The 23,068-nt window shown below is 46.7% G+C and carries 21 protein-coding genes; 10 read left to right on the top strand and 11 right to left on the bottom strand.

The features are described from left to right. Nucleotides 1–6: 6 nt before the first annotated feature. Entirely contained in the window at nt 7–417 is a 411-nt protein-coding gene (locus AAW12_RS23350) for a winged helix-turn-helix transcriptional regulator (protein WP_046676045.1), read from the bottom strand. Nucleotides 418–523: 106 nt separating this feature from the next. On the opposite strand from AAW12_RS23350, the gene AAW12_RS23345 reads away from it, so the two are divergent. Next, nucleotides 524–1,315: an alpha/beta hydrolase gene (locus tag AAW12_RS23345; RefSeq protein ID WP_053003954.1), complete on the top strand. Its 792-nt coding sequence runs from the start codon at nt 524–526 to the stop codon at nt 1,313–1,315. A 128-nt stretch (nt 1,316–1,443) separates the two neighbouring features. Continuing rightward, the gene (locus AAW12_RS23340; RefSeq protein ID WP_046676044.1) at nt 1,444–1,740 is read left to right on the top strand and encodes a hypothetical protein; all 297 of its coding nucleotides are present in this window, start codon (nt 1,444–1,446) and stop codon (nt 1,738–1,740) included. A 136-nt stretch (nt 1,741–1,876) separates the two neighbouring features. On the opposite strand, the gene AAW12_RS23335 is transcribed toward AAW12_RS23340, so the two are convergent. From AAW12_RS23335 to AAW12_RS23310, 6 genes are all read right to left on the bottom strand, one after another. Next, nucleotides 1,877–2,494 (bottom strand): histidine phosphatase family protein, encoded by a 618-nt coding sequence (locus AAW12_RS23335; protein WP_046676043.1) that lies wholly within the window; start codon nt 2,492–2,494, stop codon nt 1,877–1,879. Between the two features lie 79 nt (nt 2,495–2,573). After that, a complete protein-coding gene (locus AAW12_RS23330; protein ID WP_046676042.1) occupies nt 2,574–4,511 on the bottom strand; it encodes a TlpA family protein disulfide reductase in 1,938 nt (645 codons plus the stop codon). Further along, nucleotides 4,504–5,868 carry a RagB/SusD family nutrient uptake outer membrane protein gene (locus AAW12_RS23325; protein WP_197084151.1) on the bottom strand — a complete coding sequence of 455 codons (1,365 nt, stop codon included), beginning with the start codon at nt 5,866–5,868 and terminating at the stop codon, nt 4,504–4,506. The genes AAW12_RS23330 and AAW12_RS23325 overlap by 8 nt, the downstream gene beginning before the upstream one ends. A 26-nt stretch (nt 5,869–5,894) precedes the next feature. Then, nucleotides 5,895–9,140, bottom strand: coding sequence for a TonB-dependent receptor (locus AAW12_RS23320; protein WP_053003952.1), 3,246 nt, complete (start codon nt 9,138–9,140; stop codon nt 5,895–5,897). 39 nt (nt 9,141–9,179) lie between these two features. Beyond that, the gene (locus AAW12_RS25865) at nt 9,180–10,232 is read right to left on the bottom strand and encodes a FecR family protein (RefSeq protein ID WP_053003951.1); all 1,053 of its coding nucleotides are present in this window, start codon (nt 10,230–10,232) and stop codon (nt 9,180–9,182) included. A gap of 44 nt (nt 10,233–10,276) precedes the next feature. Next, the gene (locus tag AAW12_RS23310; RefSeq protein WP_046676041.1) at nt 10,277–10,804 is read right to left on the bottom strand and encodes an RNA polymerase sigma-70 factor; all 528 of its coding nucleotides are present in this window, start codon (nt 10,802–10,804) and stop codon (nt 10,277–10,279) included. 296 nt (nt 10,805–11,100) lie between these two features. Here AAW12_RS23310 and AAW12_RS23305 point away from each other — a divergent pair, with 296 nt between their 5' ends. Next, entirely contained in the window at nt 11,101–11,349 is a 249-nt protein-coding gene (locus tag AAW12_RS23305) for a hypothetical protein (RefSeq protein WP_046676040.1), read from the top strand. Between the two features lie 185 nt (nt 11,350–11,534). Here AAW12_RS23305 and AAW12_RS23300 read toward each other — a convergent pair whose 3' ends face one another. After that, a complete protein-coding gene (locus AAW12_RS23300) occupies nt 11,535–11,891 on the bottom strand; it encodes a response regulator (RefSeq protein ID WP_046676039.1) in 357 nt (118 codons plus the stop codon). A 360-nt stretch (nt 11,892–12,251) separates the two neighbouring features. Here AAW12_RS23300 and AAW12_RS23295 point away from each other — a divergent pair, with 360 nt between their 5' ends. Next, complete coding sequence (locus tag AAW12_RS23295) at nt 12,252–13,259, top strand: S41 family peptidase (protein WP_197084150.1); 1,008 nt, start codon at nt 12,252–12,254, stop codon at nt 13,257–13,259. 31 nt (nt 13,260–13,290) lie between these two features. On the opposite strand, the gene AAW12_RS23290 is transcribed toward AAW12_RS23295, so the two are convergent. Continuing rightward, a complete protein-coding gene (locus tag AAW12_RS23290; RefSeq protein WP_046676037.1) occupies nt 13,291–13,713 on the bottom strand; it encodes a MarR family winged helix-turn-helix transcriptional regulator in 423 nt (140 codons plus the stop codon). A gap of 48 nt (nt 13,714–13,761) precedes the next feature. Between AAW12_RS23290 and AAW12_RS23285 the strand changes: the two genes are divergently transcribed. The 3 genes from AAW12_RS23285 (at nt 13,762) to AAW12_RS23275 (ending at nt 18,048) form a co-directional block, all read left to right on the top strand. Then, nucleotides 13,762–16,056: an ATP-binding cassette domain-containing protein gene (locus AAW12_RS23285; protein ID WP_156167748.1), complete on the top strand. Its 2,295-nt coding sequence runs from the start codon at nt 13,762–13,764 to the stop codon at nt 16,054–16,056. 298 nt (nt 16,057–16,354) lie between these two features. After that, a complete protein-coding gene (locus AAW12_RS23280; protein ID WP_046676035.1) occupies nt 16,355–17,512 on the top strand; it encodes a zinc-dependent alcohol dehydrogenase in 1,158 nt (385 codons plus the stop codon). A gap of 11 nt (nt 17,513–17,523) precedes the next feature. Continuing rightward, nucleotides 17,524–18,048, top strand: a complete 525-nt coding sequence (locus AAW12_RS23275) for a hypothetical protein (RefSeq protein WP_046676034.1) — start codon at nt 17,524–17,526, stop codon at nt 18,046–18,048. Nucleotides 18,049–18,245: 197 nt separating this feature from the next. Here the strand turns inward: AAW12_RS23275 and AAW12_RS23270 are convergent, their stop codons facing one another. Beyond that, on the bottom strand, nt 18,246–19,136 hold the full coding sequence (locus tag AAW12_RS23270; protein ID WP_046676033.1) for a helix-turn-helix domain-containing protein: 891 nt from the start codon (nt 19,134–19,136) through the stop codon (nt 18,246–18,248). Nucleotides 19,137–19,188: 52 nt separating this feature from the next. After that, a complete protein-coding gene (locus AAW12_RS23265; RefSeq protein ID WP_046676032.1) occupies nt 19,189–20,013 on the bottom strand; it encodes an SDR family NAD(P)-dependent oxidoreductase in 825 nt (274 codons plus the stop codon). Nucleotides 20,014–20,831: 818 nt separating this feature from the next. Between AAW12_RS23265 and AAW12_RS23260 the strand changes: the two genes are divergently transcribed. From AAW12_RS23260 to AAW12_RS23250, 3 genes are all read left to right on the top strand, one after another. After that, nucleotides 20,832–21,836, top strand: coding sequence for a helix-turn-helix domain-containing protein (locus tag AAW12_RS23260; RefSeq protein ID WP_046676031.1), 1,005 nt, complete (start codon nt 20,832–20,834; stop codon nt 21,834–21,836). A 248-nt stretch (nt 21,837–22,084) separates the two neighbouring features. Beyond that, nucleotides 22,085–22,690 (top strand): DoxX family protein, encoded by a 606-nt coding sequence (locus AAW12_RS25860; RefSeq protein WP_156167747.1) that lies wholly within the window; start codon nt 22,085–22,087, stop codon nt 22,688–22,690. A gap of 67 nt (nt 22,691–22,757) precedes the next feature. Beyond that, nucleotides 22,758–23,027, top strand: coding sequence for a hypothetical protein (locus AAW12_RS23250; RefSeq protein ID WP_156167746.1), 270 nt, complete (start codon nt 22,758–22,760; stop codon nt 23,025–23,027). Nucleotides 23,028–23,068 lie beyond the last annotated feature (41 nt).

The raw sequence follows: 23,068 nt of genomic DNA, 5'->3' as shown, positions 1-23,068 counted from the left end.
ATAGGGTTAAAAAACGCGATCCTGATCGCTTTCCGAATGCACTTGGCAATAGTTATTGCCTGTAGTTTTCCATTTTAGCCCCCAGTGATGCAGATTCAGGATAATCTTCAACAGTTCCCTACCCTTTTCTGTTAGGCTATAGCGTATCTGAGGCGGTACGGTGTTTTCAATTTCTTCGGTAACGACAAGCGATTCCTCTTTCAGCTCCTTTAAACGTTTGCTCAGTACCTGATCTGAAAGTGTCGGAAACATTTTTTTTAAGGTGCTGAATTGCGATACATCCGCTGCAATACAGTATAGAATCTGCATTTTCCAACGCAACGCTATTTGCAACAGTACTTCGTTCACATCACATGCCTGTGCCAAAGTCTGTAGATTCTCCGTGTTGGTGGATTGTTTTTTTCGGGGTGTTGCCATTTTAAATATCGAGTTATAGCCACTCACTTCAGGATGAGTTATTGTGCGGACAAAAGCTTGCCTATACCTTTGTCAGGTATTAAAAACAGTATAAAATTATAAAAAAATGAAACAACTGCGAACTTTATTTCTGCTTGTCCTGCTAAGCTGCGCCATGTTAAGTGGATACGCTCAACACCAAGATCATCGGCCTACCTATGTGCTGGTTCACGGGGCCTGGCATGGCGGCTGGTGCTGGCAGGCCGTCGCACAGCAGCTCACCGATGCTCACTACAAGGTATACACCCCGACGCTGACGGGGCTTGGTGAACGTAAACACCTGATCGAACCTTCGGTCGACATCAACACCCATATCCAGGACATCGTCAACCTGATCGAGATGGAAGATCTGCACGATGTGTATCTCGTTGGGCACAGCTATGCCGGTGCCGTGATTGCCGGAGTTGCCGATCGCATTCCCTCACGATTACACAAATTGATTTTTCTCGACGCCATGATTATTGAAGATGGCCAGAGCCCCATTTCATTGCAACCCAAGGCAGTGCAAGAAATTCAGCTCAAAAACATTCAGCGGAAAGAGAATTTTGCGCCTTTTGATGTTGCACTGTTTGGTGTTACAGCCCCCGGTATGGTTTCCTGGGTCAAGGAAAGGCTCAGTGCACAACCCTTTGGCACATTTGCACAGCGGCTGCACTTAAAAAACAAGTATGGCAATGGATTACCCTTGGTCTATATCGCATGTACCTATCCACAGCTGCCCATTATGAAGGAGATGAGCGAAAAGGTGCGCGCCGACAACACACTCAACTGGCACTATCGGGAGATCGCGACGGGCCACGATGCCATGCTCACAGCACCTACAAAATTGGCTGATATGCTGGTGACACTGGTGGACTAACGTTCGAATGCACTGTTGGAAGACCTTATTACGATTGACCAAAAAGCTGATTTGTTTTTTATTGAACTTTTTGAAAGGAGCATTGTTCAATTGGAAAGGAATTTTGTTCAAGTCGTAAAGAAGAAAGCATGAAAGCACAAATCGGACTCGTTATCACGGCAGTTGCTGGAGCAGCACTGCTTGTCTACAGGCGTTGGAAACAGCGTTCTGTACAAGAATCAACCGCAAAAACAGACCGCAAGCAGACGGGCAATCTAACAAACCCACCTTCGTGGTACCGTCCGCTTAAAATGCCCGACATCGACAGCAGCGATATTGTGTCATTGCAATACGCCCCCGCCACGGTATCGCCTGAAAGAAATGATTCGGCGCAGGCGATCAACAAAAACATTTCGTATTATCACAAAGGTAATAGGCATCAATAAGGTAGTTAAACAACTACCTTATTGATACCCAAGATCATGAACCGGTCAATATTCATCCCTAACAATGTGGCTTCAATAGCAGCCATAAACAATTGCGACCTATCATATCTTTATGTAAACTGGATATATTAATAGCTCATAATTGATAGCTCATATCCCCCAGCTTGCTGATGACTCTTTTTCCTGTGGTCGACTGTTGAAGAATAGTAACACCGGCGCTGCGGCCCGCAAGCTGTATTTTATCCAACATCTCGACATCCAGCCCCAGCCACATCACATGGAATATTCCTAAAGTGTCTCCGTGCGAGACCAATAGCGTATACTCTTCCTCCCCGTAGCAGATGTTTTCATACAGCGGCTTCAGCCTTTGCCAAACATCATAACGAGATTCTGCATCACTAAAGCATCTATCAAAGCAGGTTAGCTCTTGGTTTTCGATATTGTCCTTCAGCCATTGTACCGACTGCCCCACCGCTCTGCCTAGATTCCTTTCCTTTAACGCCTTCATGAACTGTGGGTTGCGCCCAAAGGCCTCTCCGATTATTTGGGCAGTTTCACTGGCTCTGCGAAGTGGCGATGAATACAGGGAAAAATTTTTATCCCCAAACTCCAATTGCAGATTAGTGGCGATATTTTCCGCCTGCTGCCTTCCAAGTTCTGTCAGCTCCCAGTCTGTCCACGAACCGACCATCCCATTTAAATGATGGATAGATTCGGGATGTTGTACAGTGATGATAGTTTTCTTCTCAAACATAAATATTGATTACAGTTTATCCAACCAGGATCACTTGTAAGGCAAATATACCAAAAAAAGGGGGTACGACATGCCCAGGTTATTGATCCAGTTCTTTCAGGTACTCGATCATGGCATCGAGGCTCTGCAGCAGCTTTTCACCTTCGAAGCCCACCTTTCGGAAACGGATATTCCCTTTTTTATCCAAGATCAACGTTGTCGGAATAGAGGTTATTTCCAGTTTACTGCTCAACTTCTTATCCTGGTTATAATAAAATGGAAAGTCAAATTGGCGATTGGCCTGCGCCCATTTGTACGCATCGTCCCAGCTATTTCCACTTCCCGAATTGAGCACAACGAATTTCACCTGCGGGTCATCCGCATATTTTTTGTACACCTGATGCAGATAAGGAAAAGAGGCTATGCAGGGCTTGCACCAGGTTGCCCAAAAATCAATGACAACAATCTTGCCCGCAAGTTCCGCCTTAAGCAAGGGCTTTTTGTCCATATCAACGATGCTGAGGTCTTCTGGAAGAGGTGTACTGTCGATGATCTTCTGAAACTCCGCGTAATAGCCCTGTTTCCATTGCTTGTCGAGCTGGCTAAAATAGGCCTGCCGCTCGGCGGCATTGCCTATCCCCTTTTTATCGAGCGCGCTGTCGAGCAGCTGCCGGATCTGTGGGTCAAAAGGCGCATAGCGATAGGCTGCCTCCAGTACGGGTATCGCACGGTCTTGCTCATTCCACCGCTGATACTGCAGGGCGATGGACCGGAGCAGTGCCGACGATTTGAGCGTAGGGATGCTTTTGGCAAACCAGTCCTGCGCTACTTCGGGCTGATTTAACTGCGCGGCTATAAGCCCCTGATTGGCCATAAGTTCTGCTTTCACCGCAGCGATTTTATCAGCCTTGGCGGGGTCATGCGCCACCAGATAACCTGTTTCGGGGAAATAGCGTATTAAGCTCACCGGGTAGGCCGCCACACTGTCCAACAGGTATAGATTGAGCTTGGATGCATCGTTGAGCAGCAGCTTATGATCCAACAGCAGCTGCACATATTGATTGTAGGCGCGCCATTTGTAGGGATCCTGCTCCCATCGGGTGATCAGGGGCAGGTATTTCTTGGCCTGTACGCTGTCGCCATGCCGCACATAGTAGGTAAAAAGATAGTCGTAAGCGCTGCCATAGGCCGCCTCATTATCGGCGGTTTTAAGGGCAAGAAGCTGTCCGATCTTGGCGACCACCGCCGTGGAATCCGGCTGGTTAAACAGTTTATTGAGCCGATAGGCTATGCCGATCTTCTTGTTGGGAAACTCGTCGATCACAACCTGACGGATCGAATCTACTTTTTGATTTTGACCGAGTATCAGATAACCCATGGTCACCTTGTTGAGGTTCCCCTCAAAAAGCGGATTGCTGCGGAATTTCTTTTCAACCACGGCCAAGCCCTTCTTCAGGAGCCTGGCCTGCTGGGCAGGGTTACTTTTTTTCATCTCGAGGACGATCAGCCGGAGCTGGGCCTCGTAGTTGTCGGGATACAAGCTCAGCTCTTTTTTGAGGTAATACTCCTGTTTCTCCACAATGCGATCCGATGTTTTATCCTGGACGGGTACGCTATACGATTTCCCCAGGAAATTACCGGCGATCAGTTTCCCCTGTTTATAGACGTAGATCTCGTATTGACTGCTATCGCTTGCCCGCTGCACAAATTTCTTGTCCTTGTCGGCGATCGTAAAACAGGAAAAGTTGGCGTAGGGCGGCAGTTTAAAGCGTACACGCCACAGTCCGCCTTCGCGCTGCATGGGCATGCGGCTCGGAAATTCGTAAAAATTGGAGTAGTTGAAGTCCACGAAAAATGGCCCTGCGCCAGGAGCAGCGGCAGATTTACCGGGATCAAAGCTGATGGTCACGGTATCACCGGCGGCTGCTTTTTCCGGTAGGATGCTGACTTGCGCCTGCGCTCCCAGGGTTGCTGGCAGTAACAGCAGCAGCAAGGCCTGTCTAAACTGCAGCGAGGCCTGTTTATATAGCTTAATCATTCTGTTGGAGATTACCATTGGTTAATAAAATAGCACTGGCGATCGGTATTTTGGTATCGCTTTGACTAAAGTCTGTTTTGACCTTCGAAAGTACAGGCAGGGCCCGGTTTGTGCGGACCAGGTCAAACCAGCGGTGGCCCCATTCGCCCAGCAGCTCCAGCTGCCGTTCCTTTTCGAGGGCCAGGGCGATAGCTGCTTTGTCCAGCGTTTGTGGCAGCGCAGCGAGGCCTGCACGCTCGCGGATCTGGTTGATATCCTGTAGTGCCGCCTGCAGCTTATTTTGGTTGAGCCGCGCTTCCGCACGGATCAGATACTGCTCGGCCAGGCGCAGCACGGTATTGTATTCGGCAACCGGTGTCGCTGTGCGCAACTTGTACTTGTACGGCATATAAAGTGTTTTATTGTTTACCACATACGGTTTTAACCATTGTGATTTACGCAAGTCGTTCTCCTCATAAGCCGCCACGGTCGCATCATACAGCTGATAGTAACTCCGTGCCGTCGCTACGGCCGGAACGATGCTGAATCCCTCCCAGGTGTTGACACCTGCCGTCGAAAGATTGACAGTCTGCAGCTGCCAGATGGCCTCTTTGCTCGTCTTCAAAAAGACCGTATTGAGGTCGCGCGACAGTTCGTACCGGTTATCCCCGATGACTTTGTCGGCTGTCGCTTCCGCATCGGCCCAGTCCCCATGATACAGGTATACCCGGGCCAATAGCGCATCAACCGCTTTCCTATTGGGGCGGGTACGCTCATTGCCCTGGTAGGTATCGGAAATATCCACAGCAGCCTGCTTCAGATCGCCCACCATAAAAGCATAGAGCTCCTCCCGGGACGCTGGCCCTTTTTGGTTGTTGCTTTCCAGATCTTTGGTGTCTGTGATTAGGGGCACTTTTTGGAAGAGGTTGCTCAGGTAAAAATAATTGAATACCCGCGTAAAACGCGCTTCTGCCGAGAGCTGTGCTTTTACCTTGGCGCTGAGTGCCGAAGCTTCAACTCCCTCGATTATCTTATTGCTGTGATTGATATAGCTATAGGGTTGCGACCACAGCCGATCGAGGTACGAGGTCGCGGGACTCAGCCGATTGTATTTGTACTCATCGTAGCTTGTAAAGGCCGAGTTGTAATCGTCGGCCAGGCTGGACAGCACGATGCTCATCAGTCCACTGGCAAACTGGTTATTGTAGTTGTTCATACTCGTATAGAGTCCGCCCACGGTTGCTGTGGCCGTTTTTTCGTCACTGAAAGCCGACGCTGCCGCCACTTCCGTCTTGGGGGGATCCACTGCCAGAAATTTGTTGCAGGAGAGGTTCAACAGGGGCGTTGCAAAAAGGCTGTAGATGATATATTTGTTCATGGTGTAAGTCTTTAGTTTTATGATCATTAAAAAGTGAGCTGAACCGCGAAGGTATAGGTACGCAGCGATGGTGTGGCGCTGCTCCGCACCGAACCAAAAGGATTGACATCCGAAACATAAGTGCGGTCAAAACCAGGCATCTCGGGATCCATACCTCTAAAGCTTGTCCAGGTAAAGAGGTTCTGCGCATTGAACTGCAGCACAGCACGGTTTATATTGATCTTCTGTGCCCATTTGGAGATGTCGTAACTGAGCGATACATTTTTTAAGCGGATGAAAGAGGCGTCGTCCCACACTGCCGATGAATAACGGTAGTAATTGCGGAACGCCAGGTTGGCTTCGTTGGCGCTGTTGGCGGTTGCACGCGGCACATCCGTCACATCGCCCGGCTGCTGCCAGCGGCGCAATACATATTCATCCAGGTTGCCCAGTGCACCGATGGTCGTGGCCTGCGGGCCATAACCAATGGAGGGTCCCTCCTGTTTGACAAACTGAAACAGCAGTCCAAGGTTCACATGGCCATAACTCAGGTTGTTGTTGATTCCGCCATAAAACTTCGGCAGCAGTGAACCCAGGGTCACATAATCATTGAATTCGGTGATTTTCCCATCACCATTCACATCCAGGAATTGAGCGATACCCGTTTGCGGATCCACTCCCGTGAACTGAAATCCACGCACAATACGGGTAGACTCGCCAATGACGTATCGCCTTACATCGCTGCTACTTTCAAGATTAGGATAGTCCAGCAGGGTATTGGAAGGGAAAGTCATATTGAAATTGGTTTTCCAGCTGAACTTTTCCTTTTGGATATTCACGCTGCTCAGCTCAAATTCAAGGCCCTTATTTTCGATCAGTGCGGGGGTATTACCAAAATAAGAATTATAGCCTGTCTGCGGTGCGAGCACGATATTGATCAGCTGGTTATCTGATCTATTGTTGTAATAATTGGCCGTCAGGAAAATACGGTCCCTGAAAAAACCAAGGTCGAGGCCCAGTTCTTTCTTTTTGATTTCTTCCCAGCCAAAATTGGGATTGAACACCCGCGTCGGATAAAGCCCCGTGATGCTCTGGTAGGCAAAGCCTGTGCCCCAGGTATCGAGGTACTGGTAATCGCCGATCTGATCATTGCCCGTCACCCCCCAGCTGCCACGGAGCTTACCGAAGCTCAGGATAGACTGATCCTGGAAAAACTCTTCACTGCTGAATACCCAGGCTGCACCAACCGATCCAAAATTACCGTACTTATTGTTGGGACCAAAACGCGAAGAACCATCCCTTCGGTAGCTGAAATTCAATAGGTATTTGTCGGCATAGGCATAATTGATACGTCCAAATGCAGATTGATAGCGGTAATCGGCATACTGATTGTTGCGGATTGCGAGGATCCCTGCAGCAGCTATATTATCCAGCTGCGAATCACTCGGGTAGCTGCTGCCATCGAAGTATTTCCCTTCGGTGACCCTTTGCTGCCAGGTGCCACCCAAAAGCAACTTGAAATCATGTTTACCAATTGTTTTGCTGTAGTTTAATTGCGGCTCAATGATATAGGACTGGTAATCCGAATTCCCGTAAGAGGCCATTGATCCCGTGCTCGTCAATGGATTAAATCCCGCATTGGGCAGTAGACGCGTCTGGTCCATGCTTTTAAGATTATAGCCCACATTGACTTTCGCGACCAATTCAGGTAAGATGGCGTATTCGGCAGAAAAATTGGCCAGCAGGGATTTAGCTTTAGAAATACTCGAGCGCTCCATATAGGCTGCAGGGTTCTGTAAGGTCTGCTGAAACCAGTAATAGTTGCCATTTTCATCGTATAAAGGATAATTTGGCGCCAGGTTATAAAACTGTGCAATATCTGTGGGGACCGTGTTGTTGCGGTCGAGGTTGAGGTTGAAACTGCTGTTGAGTTTAAATCGCTGGTCTTTGGACTGTGTAGACAGGTTCAACAGTGCACCGCCACGCTGATAGTTTTTATTACCGGGCAGGGGATCACCCTGACGGTTGAAATTGGCGCTGGCCAGGTACTGCGTGTTTTCGTTGCCACCGGAAAATGACAGCTGATACGTGGAGAAAGGAGCCGATGCACCATAAAACTCCTTTTGCCAGTCGCTGTAGGCAGACTGATCCCAGGTAAGCAGATCCGGCGCATTATCTGGCGTTGCCGTCCAGTTATCGTTTTTGAAGCCCTCTTTCCGGATGTCCAGGTATTGCTGCGTGTTCAGCATCTTCAGGTTGCGAATGGCTTTACTGGAGCCCACATTGGCATTAAAGTCTATTTTAAGCCCGCCCTTATTGCCCTTTTTTGTTGTGATCAAGATCACGCCGTTCCCACCCCGGGAGCCATAAATGGCTGTGGCATCCGCATCCTTAAGCACATCGATGCGTTCAATATCCTTGGGATTGATCAGGCTCAGCGGGCTTTGATTGCCATTGGCTGCGGTAAACTGATTCATGCTTTCGTCCGAAAATGGGATACCGTCGATAATGTAAAGCGGACTGCTGCCATTGGTCAAGGAGTTGACCCCGCGCAGCTGCACCTGAAAGGAGCTGCCCGGCAAGCCCGAATTGGAAGCGATATTAAGTCCCGCAACGCGGCCCTGCAAGGCTGCCAGGGGATCGAGTACCGGTTGTGTTTCGATCTCCTTGCTGGTCACGCTTGATACCGAACCGGTATTTTTGCGTACGGAAGACGTGCCGTAACCGATGACCACTACTTCATCCAGGTTGCCCGGATCGACCTCGAGGCTTATTTCCAGGGGACCGTTGCCTGCGGCCTTCACTTCCTTGCTGCGGTAGCCGATATAACTCAAGAGCAATATATCCTCCTGCTGCAGCCCACTTAAACTAAAGCGGCCGCTGGCATCGGTAACCGTGCTGGCGATCTTGTTTTTAATACGGACGCTTACCCCTTCCAGCGCGGCACCGGAAGCATTGCTGACCCGGCCAGAGATGGTGGTCTGCAAGGATTTGCTAGCCCCTTTTCCTTGGAGCACAATGGTATTTTTGACGATTTGATAGCGGATGCCCTTTGTCGAAAAGGCCTGTTTAAGAAGCTCCGGGATATTGGCATTGTTTAAATTGACATCGACCCGCAGATCGGGGTTAATTTCATGGGGGTCGTAAACAAAGCGATAATCGCTGCGCTGCTCAATGGCTTTGACGAGCTGTTTAAATTGAACATGGTCAACTGCCTTGTCTGCCTGCTGGCTAAAGGCATAGCCATTGACATGCATCAGCATCAATAGCAGTGTTTTTACGGATTGTTTCATAGGGTATTTAGATTGAATATTCGTTTGTTTTGGGCTTGGTTAGGGCACAAGGACGAGTCGGTCCTTGTCGATGGTATAATTTATGCCGGCAAATCGCAATATTTTAAGCACTTCGGCAAAGGACTCTTTTTTGCTGATTTTTCCGCTTAGGACTTTATTATTATAGACGGGTGACAGGCTATAGGTAAAATTGTACCACCGGGCGAGATCGGCCAAAATATCGGGAAGCGGGGTCTGGTCAAATTCAAAGTAACCGTCTTTCCAATTGGCCGCATCCTGTGCGCTGTTTTCCTGCAGCAGCTGGAAGACGCCGTTCTGTACATTCAGTTCGATCGACTGTCCCGGCAGCAATACCTGCTGAAGACCCGCATTGCTGACCCGTATTTTTCCTTCATCCAGCTGTGTGGTCAACAGCTGGCTATCGTTTTCGTATAATTTCACATTGAAAGCGGTTCCCAAGGCTTCGATGCTGGTGTTGCCGACATGAACAATAAAAGGTTTCGCTTTATTTTTTGCCACCTTGAAATAAGCTTCACCCGTCAGGAAGACCGCGCGTTCCTGTAGGTTATATCCCGATCCGATTTCCAGCTTGCTATCGGCATTTAGCCAGACGACGGTACCATCCGGAAGCTCCATTTTGAATTCTTGCCCCTTTTTGGTTTTGACAGCCACCTTCGCCCCTTTTTCCTGCGCCATATAGGCGGGGCTAAACGGCTTCTTGTCGTCGAGGCTGACCACTTCGTTGCCGATCAGCAGATCCGCCTGGAATTGACCGATACTAAAAGGCAAAGGTTTCGGTGCTCGTTGGGGCTTGGAAAAGAAATATATAGCGACGCCTGCCATCAAAAAGAATACCAGACTGGCAGCTACCTTTAGATAGGCACGGCGTTGGCGATGCCCCCGCAATACGGGTCCAAAAATATGCTGTTGGAAATGTCGGTCTTCGGCCGCCAGATCAAGCTCAGGTATGTCTTTTTCATTATTTATCTTGCTGAGCTGATTGTACCAACTTTCGACAAGTGCCGTTTCCTCGGCATTGCACAGACCTTGTTGGTAGCGCTGCAGTAATTGTTTCGATAAGGGTGGTTTCATAGGTGCTATCCTGTTTATTGATTAGAAGACAGGATGGCGGCCCTTTAGTGGTAGAAAAAAATGAAAATAGTTCGTATTTTTTTTCTTAATACCGTCAACGCATTGGATATCTGCTTTTTGACTGTCTGCTCCGAGATCTCCAATTCCGCGGCAATCTCCCGGTAACTACGTTGTTCGAAACGGCTTTTTTTGAAGATCAAAGCCATTTTACGGGGCAGCTTTTCAATCGCCTGATCGATCTGCGCAGCCAATTCCTTCTCCCGCAGCAATTCGTCGGGCATAATTTCAAGGCTCGGAGCGGCATGCTCCAGGTAATGTTCATATTTACGTCCGACATCCTGGCTGGCGATGCGGTTGATCACCAGGTTCCGGGCCGAACGAAACAGGTAAGCCTGATAGGAATGCTCAATTTCCAGTCGTTCCATGCGGTCCCAGAGATTGGCAAATATTTCCTGCACAATATCACGGGCTTCGTCACGATCGTCCAACATGCGGAAAACATGCACATACAACTTCACCCAATTTTCTTCGTAAAGCTGGGTAAACAATTGTCGGACATGTGTGACACTCATCTGCTGGTTTAGTTATTGTTGATGAATCAAAATTAGGTTTTATTTTTAGGAAAGTCAATTTATGATGGATTTATACACAAACCAGTAGAATAATGCAATCACGAATCGCCTTTCGTTATATTTCATTTATTTTGCAATCTTCTTCACGGCACCTAGACCGATCCCTGAGCATCCAAATTTTAGCGCCGTATTGTTTAAAGAATGTACATTTAGGTTCAATTGTCTGGACCTTGACAAGGTCATTAGCTCCACGCAGCAAAGCCCATTTCGTATTTTTTTTCGTATATTATCTCACTATGAAAATAGTAGACATCACAAAAGACACTTTAATCAGTGCTCAGAAAGAAGGATTTACCGTATTAATCACCAAATTTAATTCAGATCCATTAGACCCAACCTGGATAGTCGATAAGATCGAAAAATACAAAATTGAAGCGCGCAAAAAAACACTGAGCGAAAACTACCAGCTATGCTATTCCATTAAAGAAGCTATTCTAACGATTGATAATCGTCCCTTTATCGGAAAGTTACAGCTCAGCCATTAATATCGTTTGATCAATCAATAATTCAATACGCAATCGGAAGAAGTAGTGATTCAGCAATCCGTTAAGTTAATGTACAACAGCTGCAGGATTACTAAAAAACAGGCGTAAGAATTTAAAGCATCCTATTTTTTTTAACCTAGCGGATCAAACTATGCTTAAGGTTGGTCCGCTTCCCAAAACTACGCTTACATCACTTTCTCTACTAAATCATAGAGGTCATCAAGTTCAAACGGCTTTGCCAGAAAAGCATCTGCTCCGCATTCGGCGGCTACTCTTGGCGCTCTAGCACTTGCAGACATCATGATAATGGGTATGTGGCTATATTGTTGCCCTGTTTTTAGCTCGCGCACAAGTTCATCACCTGTCAACCAGGGCATCATTAGGTCGATAATCAACAAGTCAGGTTGCACAATTTCAATAAGGGCGATCAGTTCCGTACTTTTTGATGTGCTGATCACTTCAACGCTGTCACTTTCTAAGGCAATGGCTAATACATCTAAAATAAGAAGTTCATCATCGCAAATGACTATTTTCTTTTTCATTTTTTCGAATCTTTAATACGGTTATAGTTTCATAAGATATGCCCTCGTGGTTATACAATGACCGTGTAAACCCTTATATAGCAGACTTTGCATCTTGTAAACTGCACACTATAGACAGTCGAGGTTCCACTATAGTTTTAATAAAGACGAATCAAAATCAGCAATAGGATTTATCCGTACTATCGCATCTTTTCTACGTTCTATACGCGGGTATTTTCCATTTTTAATCTATATTTGTACAATCGACAATTATTAACATTTCTGATCATACACATGAACGTACGCGTCCTATTTTTATGGCTATTGCTAAGTTTACCTATCTTAAATTTCGCCCAAAACTGTACTTGTGAATCCAATTTTTTGTGGGTAAAAAAAACGTTTGAAGAGAATGATGCCGGTTTTCAATACGTCATCAGCAAAAAGGGCCGGGATGCCTATGAATTGCACAATGCGCTATATCTCAAAAAAGTAAAACAATTGCCCAATAATCAGGAATGTGCTGCATTGCTCAATCAATGGATCCGTTTCTTTCGCAATGGACATATCGGCGTAAATTATATTGGAAAAACAAAGAACGTCGAAAAAGCTACCGAACAACATAAGCAGCCTACTGAAAAGGACCTAAATCCATTGGACGCCACAAAGCCATTTTTCGAAAAATTAAATGAAAATACCGTTTACATCCGCATTCCTGATTTTGAAATAACTGAAAAGAAGGCGATTGACAGCATTATATTGGCCAACCGAGCAACCATCTTATCGACCGAAAACTTTATTATTGACGTCAGAAATAATCCAGGCGGAAGTGATGCGAGTTACAGTAGCCTTATCCCCTTCTTATACACGCAGCCGATTAGAACCGTAGGTGCATTATTTTATTCGACTGATTTAAATAATCAGCGCATGCTGGAGCTGAGTCAAAATCCCGATTTTGACGAGGAGTCTAAAAAGACGTTCAAAAACTTCTACGAAAAATTGCAGGCCAATAAAGGTGAATATGTCGATTTATTCAATAAAAAAATAAACATAACCAAGCTGGATACCATTCAGCCCTACCCCAAAAACATCGGAATCGTTATCAATGAAAATAACGGGAGCACGACAGAGCAATTTATATTGACTGCCATGCAAAGCAAAAAGGTAAAATTGTACGGTCGAACAACCAAAGGCATGCTTGATATTTCTAATGTAAATATCGTTACATCACCCTGTGGCGATATTGAACTGTACTATGGATTATCTAAAAGTTTTCGTATTCCAGACTTCCCTGTAGACGACATTGGATTACAACCGGACGTCTTTATTGATAAAACCATTGATTCTAAGCATTGGCTAAATTTTGTGCGCGACCACCTCAATGGGAAATAAGATGGGGATAAAAAAGTAGTGTCCTATCACACTACTTTTTTACCGCCATCATTACTTTATCGAGCAATTCGCTCAGCTTTATTAATTCCTCTTCCGACAGGCTTTTAGCCGCTTCTTTGGCCACGGTTTCCCTGAAATTCTCCGAATTGTCGATGATGAACTTGCCCTGATCCGTTACGCTCAAATTGAAAATACGGCGGTCGGTCGAGGACTGCTGCTGCTCAATGAGATTATTGGCGATCAAAAATTTGAGCTGTTTGGAAACTGCGGGCGGACTTATATGAAAGGCCTGCGCGATCTGCTTTACGATACAATGATCGTGACGGTAAATATATTCAATCATATTGTAGTGGGTCGCTGTTACACCATTGATGTCGCCCCTATTCATATTGGCCAAGATGAAGCATTGTAAATCGGTAAATACTTCATAAAATTTGCGTTCGGTTTTGTTCATCACCCCTAAAATAGTTAACTTAGTTAATAATTACCAAAGTTAATGATTATGGAACACATAAACATCATACATGCCCGGCAAAATAATCTCAAGAATATTTCTGTACAGATCGAAAAGAAAAAAATTACTGTTTTTACAGGAGTCTCCGGGTCGGGCAAGTCGTCTTTGGTCTTTGAAACAATAGGTGCCGAAGCCCAAAGGCAGTTCAGCGAAACACAGGGCAGTTTTATCCGAAACCGGCTGCAGCATATTGGCGTTCCTGATGTGGACAAAATCGACAACCTGAACGTCCCCATTATCATCAATCAAAAAAGATTGGGCGGCAATGCACGGTCGACCGTAGGAACGGCCACCGATATCTATGCTTCCCTCCGCCTGCTTTTCTCGCGTATGGGGACACCCTTTGTAGGCTATTCAAATGCCTTTTCATTCAATAATCCCTTGGGGATGTGCAAAGCCTGTGAAGGGCTGGGCATGGTGCAGACCGTAGATGTCGATCGCCTTATCGACAAGCAAAAATCGCTGGACGAGGGGGCAATCCGCTTTCCGACCTTTCAACCGGGTGGCTGGCGCCTGACACGCTACACCCAGTCAGGCTATTTTGACAACGACAAAAAACTGAGCGATTATACGCCGCAGGAATGGGATCTCCTGTTGCATGCCGCCGAACACAAACCCAAACATCCTGCCCGGGAATGGGGTAAAACGGTACAGTATGAGGGCATTATCCCCCGCATTGAGAAAGCATTCCTCAAGAAGCAGTCGAAGGAAATCCTGAGCCGAAAAGAAGCATTGAGCAATACGATCATTACCAAAACTTGCCCTGTATGCAAGGGAAAACGGTTGAATGATACGATTCTGTCCTGCAAAATAGCAGGCAAAAACATTGCCGACTGTACCGCGCTCTCGATCGATGAGCTGCTGGAATTTGTTGCTTCTTTACATTCCGGCACTTTTGATGTCATCCTTACCGAACTGAAACATAAACTTCAACATATCGTCAACATCGGTTTGCAGTATCTGACCTTGGATAGACGCACAGACACCCTGTCGGGCGGAGAAAGCCAGCGCATCAAAATGGTCCGGAACCTGGGGAGCAGCCTCACGGATTTACTCTATATTTTTGACGAGCCGAGCATCGGGCTTCATCCAATGGATTTACAGAACATCGCGGCAATTATTAAACAGATCCGTGATAAGGGCAATACCGTATTGCTTGTGGAGCACGACCCCGATTTGATCCGCATAGCCGACCGGGTCATCGATATGGGACCAGCGTCGGGGAAAAACGGTGGCGAGATCGTGTATAACGGTACGGTTGCGGGACTAAAAACATCCAGCGGAAAAACAGGCCAGTACTTTGCCAAAGCAGCCCAACTGAATACTAAACCACGATCGGCACAGGGATATCTGGAAATCAGACACGCCAATCTGCATAATCTGAAAGACATCCAGGTCAAGATTCCCCAGAAGGTGATGACGGTGGTTACCGGCGTGGCGGGCTCGGGCAAGAGTACGCTGATCAACAAAGTGCTGCCCAAATTTTATCCAGAGGTCACCATTATCGACCAGTCGTTATTTTCGACAGGTGCACGCTCCAATCTGCTGACCTACCTCGGCTTATCGGATGCGATACGTGCATTGTTTTCAAAAGCAAATCAGGTATCCGAAAAATTATTTAGCCGAAATAGCCTGGGGGCCTGCGAAAACTGTAAAGGTATCGGTATCGAAAAAATTGATCTGGCCTTTATGGATGATATTGAACAGACCTGCGAAGTATGCGGTGGCTCCGGTTTTAAGCCCGAGGTTTTAAAATATCATTACCATAGCAAAAATATTGTTGAGGTGATGGATATGACCGTCGCAGAAGCCTACGATTTTTTCCCGGACAAGATCTACCGCCAGTCCTTTGAGATGCTGCTCCAACTCGGCTTGGACTATCTGACCTTAGGACAACGGTCGGACAGCTTTTCGGGTGGGGAAAGACAACGCCTGAAACTGACCAAAGAACTGAAGAACTCCAACAAGATTATCGTGCTTGATGAACCCAGCACGGGCTTACATCCAAACGATACGGAAAAGCTATTAAAGTTTATCAATAACCTGGTGGACAACGACAATACCCTAATCGTTATCGAGCATAACCTTGATGTCATTGCGCAGGCCGACTGGATTATCGATATTGGACCCGGAGCGGGCAAATATGGCGGCACCGTGGTGTTTACAGGTACCGTTGCCGATTTGCTCCAGGATAAAGTCTCGGTAACGGGGTCCTGTTTACGGCAACATCTCCGTAGCGGCCCTACTAACCCGAAAAAAGACGAGAAGAAGCCGGCCCTTTAAAAAAATCCCGCTCCAAATATTTAAATCAGAAACCCTTCATTGCCACCTCTTTTCTAATCGAAACGTTTGACGAGGTGATGCGAAGTGCGGCAGCATCCTGTCGTCTGCGTTATCATCAGCTCTTGCTGGTAGAACGCGGCGCTGGCCACATTTGATGGCGCTCTGTCTTAAATACGTTCTGTAACGTATAAGTCCGCTATAAGCAAAATAGGCAAACGAATGGCTTAGCACATCCCTTCCCTAAGTAAGTGTCTTTGAACGGGCGCTGGCTTTTTTGATAGATTAAAAATTCGAAATTATGCTTGCAATGAATTACAGGGGCCCCTATCGCGTACGTGCCGATAAAAACGCCCCGCTACCCGATATCCTCCATCCACAGGATGCGATTGTCCAGGTACTGCGTTCCTGTATCTGCGGATCAGACTTGCATCTCTACCACGGACTAGTACCCGACACGCGGGTGGGCTCTACTTTCGGTCACGAATTTATCGGTGAGGTGGTCGAGGTGGGAACGGCAATAGAAAATTTAAAAGTTGGCGACCGGGTGATGGTGCCTTTTAACATTGCCTGCGGCAAATGTGCTTTTTGCCGGCAGGAACTGTATGGCAACTGCCATGAGTCGAACCCCGAAGCCACCGCAGTGGGTGGCATCTTTGGCTATTCGCATACCGCAGGGGGCTATGCCGGCGGGCAGGCCGAATATGTGCGGGTGCCCTATGCCGATGTAGGCCCCGTGGTGATCCCCGACTGGATGGACCCCGACGACGCGGTCTTGTTGACCGATGTAGTGCCTACAGGCTATCAGGCGGCCGAAATGGCTGGAATACAGCCCGGCGATACCGTGGTTGTATTTGGTGCCGGCCCTATCGGTATTATGGCTGCCAAGTGCTCCTGGCTATTTGGTGCAGCACGGGTTATTATTATCGACCAGGTGGACTATCGACTTGAATTTGCCGAACGCTATGCGCAGTGTGAGGCCGTCAATTTCCGGTCCATTGGCGATCCGGTTGTTTTTATCAAGACAATTACCGATTCGCTGGGGGCCGATGTGTGTATTGATGCCGTAGGTTGTGAAGCTGCCGGCAATGCGATGAATACGCTTTTAGGAAGATACATGATGCTTCAAGGCGGATCTACTACGGCACTTCATTGGGCAATTAACAGTGTAAAAAAAGGCGGCATCGTGTCGATCGTCGGTGTTTATGGCCCGATCAACAGTCTCGTGCCCATTGGCAATGTGCTCAATAAAGGGATTACAATCCGGGCCAATCAGGCCTCGGTGAAGCGGCTTTTGCCCAAACTGATCCAACATGTACAAGACGGCATTATCAATCCCAAGGAGCTGATTACACACCGCGTTCCCTTAGAGGAGGTAGGCGATGCTTATCATCTTTTCTCTTCCAAATTGGACAACTGCATCAAAACCGTGTTAATTCCACCATTGGCTTCAACTTAAGATATTTTATTATGATTACAGATCAAACAACACCCGAAGAATTTATCAACGATAGAAAAGGACACTATAGCCATATTAAGGGCTGGGGGATCGATTTTGACCCCAGAAATGATCCGACCTTCCCCATTAAGAAACGAAATAACGAAGAACAGCAAGGCTACGCCTGGCAGCGTCCTCCATTACAAGAAGAGACGGTCGAAATACTCAAGTCTGTTGAACGGCCAAACCTGACAGCCGTGTATGGTACGAGCAGTCCGCCAAGCGGGCTGAGCGGCGCAATCCGGCGCATCGCTTTCAAATACAGCGAATCAAGCTACGGACGCTGGCTTCCACTGGTCCTGGCAGACCGTGTCGATATGCTGGAAGGCGTTGCACAGGATATCGCAAAAGGCCATCTCCCTAATATCGCCAAAGAACTCGGCCTAGGCGCAGAATGGAAATTTAATAAAAAGGCATTTATCAGCAAATCTATTGTAGCCGGTCTTGCGATTGGGTTGGTGGCCTATCAGTTTTGCTCGAAAAAAAAAATGAAGTGATCGATCCTATCCAGTAATCGATCCTCTCCACGAGCTGTTGGCGCTGAAACGCTGTCGCATGTCGACTGCGCGCGACGAATAGCAGTACAGCATCTCTCGCCCGAAAATTAAAAGGTCGATGTATAGTGATTGGACACAAACATAGCGTCACAGGAAAATCGCGCATTTTCCTGTGACTTATAATAGCTTAGCACCTTTCAGTTCAACTGGGACTTTCTGAATTCCAGTGGTTTCATCCCCGTCTGCTTTTTAAAAAGTCGGGTAAAATAGGATGGATTTTCAAAACCAAGTTCATACGCAATTTCAGCGACACCCTTCTCCCCTAAGCGCAGTAAATTCTTGGCTTCTGAAATCATAAAAATATGGATCAGCTCCATGGCCGTCTTGCCTGTTTCCTGCCTGAGCAGGTCACTGAGGTAGCGTGGCGAAACAAAGAGCTGATCGGCCAGGAAGGCCACATTGGGCAGGCCGCTTTTTGCCAGCAGACCCTGATTGACATAACTGCGCAGCTGATCGTTAAACCTGGATGCTGTCTTGCCGATCACCTGCGCCCGATCGATAAACTGTCTTTTGTAATAGCGCTGCGCATATTTCAGGATCGAAGAAACATGGCTCAGCATAATTTCACGGCTGTATTCATCGGGATTATTCTCGTATTCGTCCTGGATTTTTGCATAAAGCTCCAAAATAAGCTGTTCTTCTTTCGGGGAAAGATGCAGCGCCTCGTTCACTTCATAATCGAAAAAGCTGTATTTTTCAATTTCCTTGAAAAGTTCATGGCCATGCAAATAGTCTTCGTGGATCATCAACATATAGCCCTTTTCTTCGAACTCCAGGTTTTTCATCTCGATGATCTGCCGGGGTTTCGCAAAGAAGAGACAGCCGTTATCGTGATCATAGCGCGTACGGCCGTACATCAGATTGCCGGATTTAATCTTCTTGAAAGCGATCACATAACAGTCGGCGGTAAATTCCCTATCCCCCAGCTTACAATCGGAAAGGCAGCCAACCAAGCTGAAGAGCGGATGCTGCGGCGCTGCCCAACGATTGCCCAGATGAAGTTCTGTCAGGGTTCTATAGTGTTGCATCGGTTTTCATTTTATCAAAGTTAAACAATATTCTACCGGAAGTAGCGGTTTTTTAATGTCCGTGCGCTGCAATGCTGACCTCTTTCCAGTGCTGGATATCTTCAAGCCTTTGCGTATACACATCATGGACGACCTGATAGGCAATTTTACCGAACAACAAACGCTTAGGCGGATTTTCACTGTCGATGATGTTTAGCACAGGCTCTACCGTAGCTTCCGGTTTGCCCCAGGTATCGGGGTTATCACCCGTCGCTGCAAAAGCTGCACGCACGGCATCGTAATCGGTAATATCCGAAGAAGTCTGAACCGCAGATGCTCCTGCCCAGTCTGTCGCAAAACCGTTGGGTTCAATCAAGGTTGTTTTGATGCCCAAGTGCGCGGTTTCCGAACCGATGGTTTCGATCAGTCCCTCTACGGCAAATTTTGACGCATTGTATAATCCCAATAAAGGAATCGTGGTTAGGCCAAGGAAACTGGAGACTTGTATAATATGGCCGCTCTTCTGTGACCGCATGATCGGCAATACCGCCTGCGCTACCCACAGGGATCCGAAGAAATTCGTTTCCATCTGATCACGGGCCTGCTGCTCGGAGGTTTCTTCGGTGCTACCAAATAAGCCAAATCCGGCATTATTGATCAGCACATCGATGCGCCCAAAATGGTCTTTGATCGTGTTGACAGCGGAAAAAACAGCTTCGCGGTTGTTCACATCCAATTCCACTTCGAGTATACTGTCGCCATAAGCCGCTTTTAAATCAGCCAATGCAGCAATATTTCTTGCTGAGGCGGCAACTTTATCACCCCTTTTAAGTAAGGCCTCAGCCCATAATTTTCCAAATCCTTTGGAAGCTCCTGTTATAAAAACTATTTTGCTCATTTTTTATTCTTTTGTTTATCCAAAATTACCGCTATTGGAACGGGGAGACTAACTCATTTGAGCGGAAGAATAGCACAGATTTACGGAGGGATCATTTTTGTGGCAAAGCCGAACCAAATCGCCGCCGAGCAGCGGCCGATGCAGTCTCGAAGCTGTGCGGAAGCAGACCCGAATCCTTACTGAATCGCGTACGGACCTGACCAACCACCTTTTTGCATAATAAAATACCTCGCCTACAGTGCTTAGTCTTAATGCTTAGGCGGTCTCTGGAGAATAAGTACCTGATTAGGCCTCTGCTTCGAACCTGCTTCGTACCTGCTTCGGAGCATCAATAGATGTTGGACAGACACTGTACAGTTGTTGACCAGACTCCGTACAGGAAAAATCTGGTCAGCCACTGTTCAATATTGCTTGCCATACTGTCCATTTCCGAAGGTGGTACGAACAGCATACGAACACAACCCGAAAACAGTATAGCTCAGCAGCCATCTCAAACATACACAAAGCATCGTTCGAGGTTCTACGTGCAACACTTTTTCATTTGCCTTGTCACTGAAATCAGTTAAAATTTTCTCGTATTCGGAAATACTTCGCGTTCGCCCAAAGATTAACCTACCAAATGTGGTAGGTTATTTTGAAACACTGGTTTTAATGCGCTGTTAGGTACACTTTTGTCAAAATTCAAAAATTACAACGGAAAATTTTGACAAGGCTGCTATAGCGCGATCGCATGACCACAGGAGGGGTTCGGCCGATCGCTGCGCACGCAACTGAAAGAAATTTTCCGGTCTAGGGGAATCTTATTGACCTAAATTAGTATGAAAAAAGCATTATATATTCATTTGGAAACTGTGTTTGGCGAGGCCCATCAACCTGAGGATTCGACGCTTCAGCCGCATATCCCCATGTCCAATGGCGAATCTCGCTATTATCGAAATGCCTCTGGCCAAGCCTATCTGCAAGAATTTGACGGCCTACTTGCTTATATCAATATTCTGGATGTTACGGCGTCCAACAGGATGGTTATTCCCCTACGTATCCTTCAGGCAGATCTCCATCTGTTCTACCTGATCGGAAAGGACGGTGCCATTCAAATCAAAGACATGAAGCAGGATGTCACCTACACTATTTCCTCCAGTCGAGGCCGGTATATCTACTTACCATCAGGAGATTATGCACTTCACTTACCTGGTGGAAGTTATACAATTTTCAATTTTTACTTCCGGGGTAGTATTTTCCGCAATGGAAATGAGCGGCCATTCCGGTTTCTCCATCCCTTGATTGATGCCTATCGCAGCAACAGCCCCTTATCGTCCTGTAGTGTTGATTTTCGGGTCGGATCAATAACCATTGCACGACTGCAACACTTCGTATTAAATCTGAGGGCAGGCGATTTAGACAATGATAAATTTATCTACGAAGAGCTCAATGGACTGATCAAACTATCCAAAAAGAAAATCTTTAACGAATATGAACGGCAGCTGGGAAGCGATCAGGAGGCACAGGATATATACGATGAAATGAAAAATAGGATTAGCCGGCATGGCCAGGAATTTAGAATCGCAGCGCTCTGCGATTTCTTCGGCAAGAGCCAGCAATACATCGGCCGGATCTACCGAAAGAAATACAAACAGTCTTTGCAGGCAGGAAGAAAGCAGCTGCTTATTGAGCATATCAAACAACAAATTCTGTTGGATGACAGTATCAGTCATGTAGCTTATTCATGCGGTTTCAACAGTATCCACCACTTCAGCAATTTTTTTAAACAAGAGACTGGGTTGTCACCGAGTGAATATCTTGGTGGCTTTAGAAAGGAGTACTAGTTTCAGATTTGGCAAATCAACCATTCCGCTTCTTGCAAACCCATGCTTATTCTTCGGTTTAACTTTGTCTTATACAGTTTGTAAACGATTATGATATAAAAAGACAATACAATGAACCGCAGCAACAGACATATCGACAAGTATAATATCGGGACTACCCTACTTTCTGTTAGTCCGGGGCATTATTTGCGGTGTTTTGTGTTCCGAAATCTGTTTCCCAAAAAAGCGGCCCTCTTCCCGCGATGTCGGTGAGTAGCAAGATCAAACAGGAAATCCATCGGTCTCTGGCAGATGGCTCCGCAGCAAAAGAATACAAACACAACAATACAGACAAGCTTATGGAAAAGCGTATCAGGATATCATTACATCAACAGGATCAGCCGGCAAGCTCCTCCAAACGGGGTGGTTCAATCCGCCGGGCTGCACGCTGGATCTACCGTCACTTGCCGCAGGTGGTGATCTTTGGCTATGCCTTTCTATACATGTATACGGGATGGGCCAAGTTTATGAACCTATCGACCTTTATTAGAGGCAATAGCAAGATCCCCTATCTGGGCACTTATGCGAAGGTGATCGGCTATGGCATCCCTGCTTTGGAGATTGTGCTCGCTATCCTGCTCATTGTGCCGATGTATCGGATTAGGCGCTTCGCACTGTGGACATCGACCCTATTGATGACTGTATTTACCATCTACCTTAGTCTGATGGTCGGGTTTGCAGACAAAAAGCTCTGTCACTGTGGTGGTGTGATCGAATCCATGGGCTGGAAAACGCATATCGTATTTAATCTATTTTGGCTGATTGCGGGAATCTTTGCCCTGGTAAGAACAAAAATTAAACATTCCAAAATTTAAAAAAATGAAAAAATTTAAAAAATTAGGACAAGTGCTACTTGGAGTAGCATTCCTAAGCTGCGCAGTTATGACGCAGTCGTTTACAACAATAGTTAAAGCTGATAAAAAATTAGCGAGTCATTTTTACGGTTATGACGAATCAAGCGATACCTATCTTGAGATCACAGGAACGCCCAATGAGAACGACAACTGTGAAACGTACATGGAACCAAAATGTGTTGTCGGAACAGACAACCCGATTCCAGACGGTTTCACTTGGGACGATGTTCAAAATGATCCCAGTGTAAGCAGTGAGATTACTTACCAGAGTGCCAATTCAGGTAGCTACACCCGCTAAGAATAGCTTTAACAGTTTGAGATTTTATTATCTCCTTAGTA

It is taken from the genome of Sphingobacterium sp. Ag1, assembly GCF_000988325.1.
Classification (GTDB): Bacteria; Bacteroidota; Bacteroidia; order Sphingobacteriales; family Sphingobacteriaceae; genus Sphingobacterium.
The sequence above is the reverse complement of the archived record's forward strand: the minus strand, read 5'-3'. Positions and strand labels throughout refer to the sequence as shown.

What these genes read in the sequence shown, in the direction of transcription:
- AAW12_RS23350 (WP_046676045.1), bottom strand. Translation starts at nt 417, where the DNA reads ATGGCAACACCCCGAAAAAAACAATCCACCAACACGGAGAATCTACAG.
- AAW12_RS23345 (WP_053003954.1), top strand. Translation starts at nt 524, where the DNA reads ATGAAACAACTGCGAACTTTATTTCTGCTTGTCCTGCTAAGCTGCGCC.
- AAW12_RS23340 (WP_046676044.1), top strand. Translation starts at nt 1,444, where the DNA reads ATGAAAGCACAAATCGGACTCGTTATCACGGCAGTTGCTGGAGCAGCA.
- AAW12_RS23335 (WP_046676043.1), bottom strand. Translation starts at nt 2,494, where the DNA reads ATGTTTGAGAAGAAAACTATCATCACTGTACAACATCCCGAATCTATC.
- AAW12_RS23330 (WP_046676042.1), bottom strand. Translation starts at nt 4,511, where the DNA reads ATGATTAAGCTATATAAACAGGCCTCGCTGCAGTTTAGACAGGCCTTG.
- AAW12_RS23325 (WP_197084151.1), bottom strand. Translation starts at nt 5,868, where the DNA reads ATGAACAAATATATCATCTACAGCCTTTTTGCAACGCCCCTGTTGAAC.
- AAW12_RS23320 (WP_053003952.1), bottom strand. Translation starts at nt 9,140, where the DNA reads ATGAAACAATCCGTAAAAACACTGCTATTGATGCTGATGCATGTCAAT.
- AAW12_RS25865 (WP_053003951.1), bottom strand. Translation starts at nt 10,232, where the DNA reads ATGAAACCACCCTTATCGAAACAATTACTGCAGCGCTACCAACAAGGT.
- AAW12_RS23310 (WP_046676041.1), bottom strand. Translation starts at nt 10,804, where the DNA reads ATGAGTGTCACACATGTCCGACAATTGTTTACCCAGCTTTACGAAGAA.
- AAW12_RS23305 (WP_046676040.1), top strand. Translation starts at nt 11,101, where the DNA reads ATGAAAATAGTAGACATCACAAAAGACACTTTAATCAGTGCTCAGAAA.
- AAW12_RS23300 (WP_046676039.1), bottom strand. Translation starts at nt 11,891, where the DNA reads ATGAAAAAGAAAATAGTCATTTGCGATGATGAACTTCTTATTTTAGAT.
- AAW12_RS23290 (WP_046676037.1), bottom strand. Translation starts at nt 13,713, where the DNA reads ATGAACAAAACCGAACGCAAATTTTATGAAGTATTTACCGATTTACAA.
- AAW12_RS23285 (WP_156167748.1), top strand. Translation starts at nt 13,762, where the DNA reads ATGGAACACATAAACATCATACATGCCCGGCAAAATAATCTCAAGAAT.
- AAW12_RS23280 (WP_046676035.1), top strand. Translation starts at nt 16,355, where the DNA reads ATGCTTGCAATGAATTACAGGGGCCCCTATCGCGTACGTGCCGATAAA.
- AAW12_RS23275 (WP_046676034.1), top strand. Translation starts at nt 17,524, where the DNA reads ATGATTACAGATCAAACAACACCCGAAGAATTTATCAACGATAGAAAA.
- AAW12_RS23270 (WP_046676033.1), bottom strand. Translation starts at nt 19,136, where the DNA reads ATGCAACACTATAGAACCCTGACAGAACTTCATCTGGGCAATCGTTGG.
- AAW12_RS23265 (WP_046676032.1), bottom strand. Translation starts at nt 20,013, where the DNA reads ATGAGCAAAATAGTTTTTATAACAGGAGCTTCCAAAGGATTTGGAAAA.
- AAW12_RS23260 (WP_046676031.1), top strand. Translation starts at nt 20,832, where the DNA reads ATGAAAAAAGCATTATATATTCATTTGGAAACTGTGTTTGGCGAGGCC.
- AAW12_RS23250 (WP_156167746.1), top strand. Translation starts at nt 22,758, where the DNA reads ATGACGCAGTCGTTTACAACAATAGTTAAAGCTGATAAAAAATTAGCG.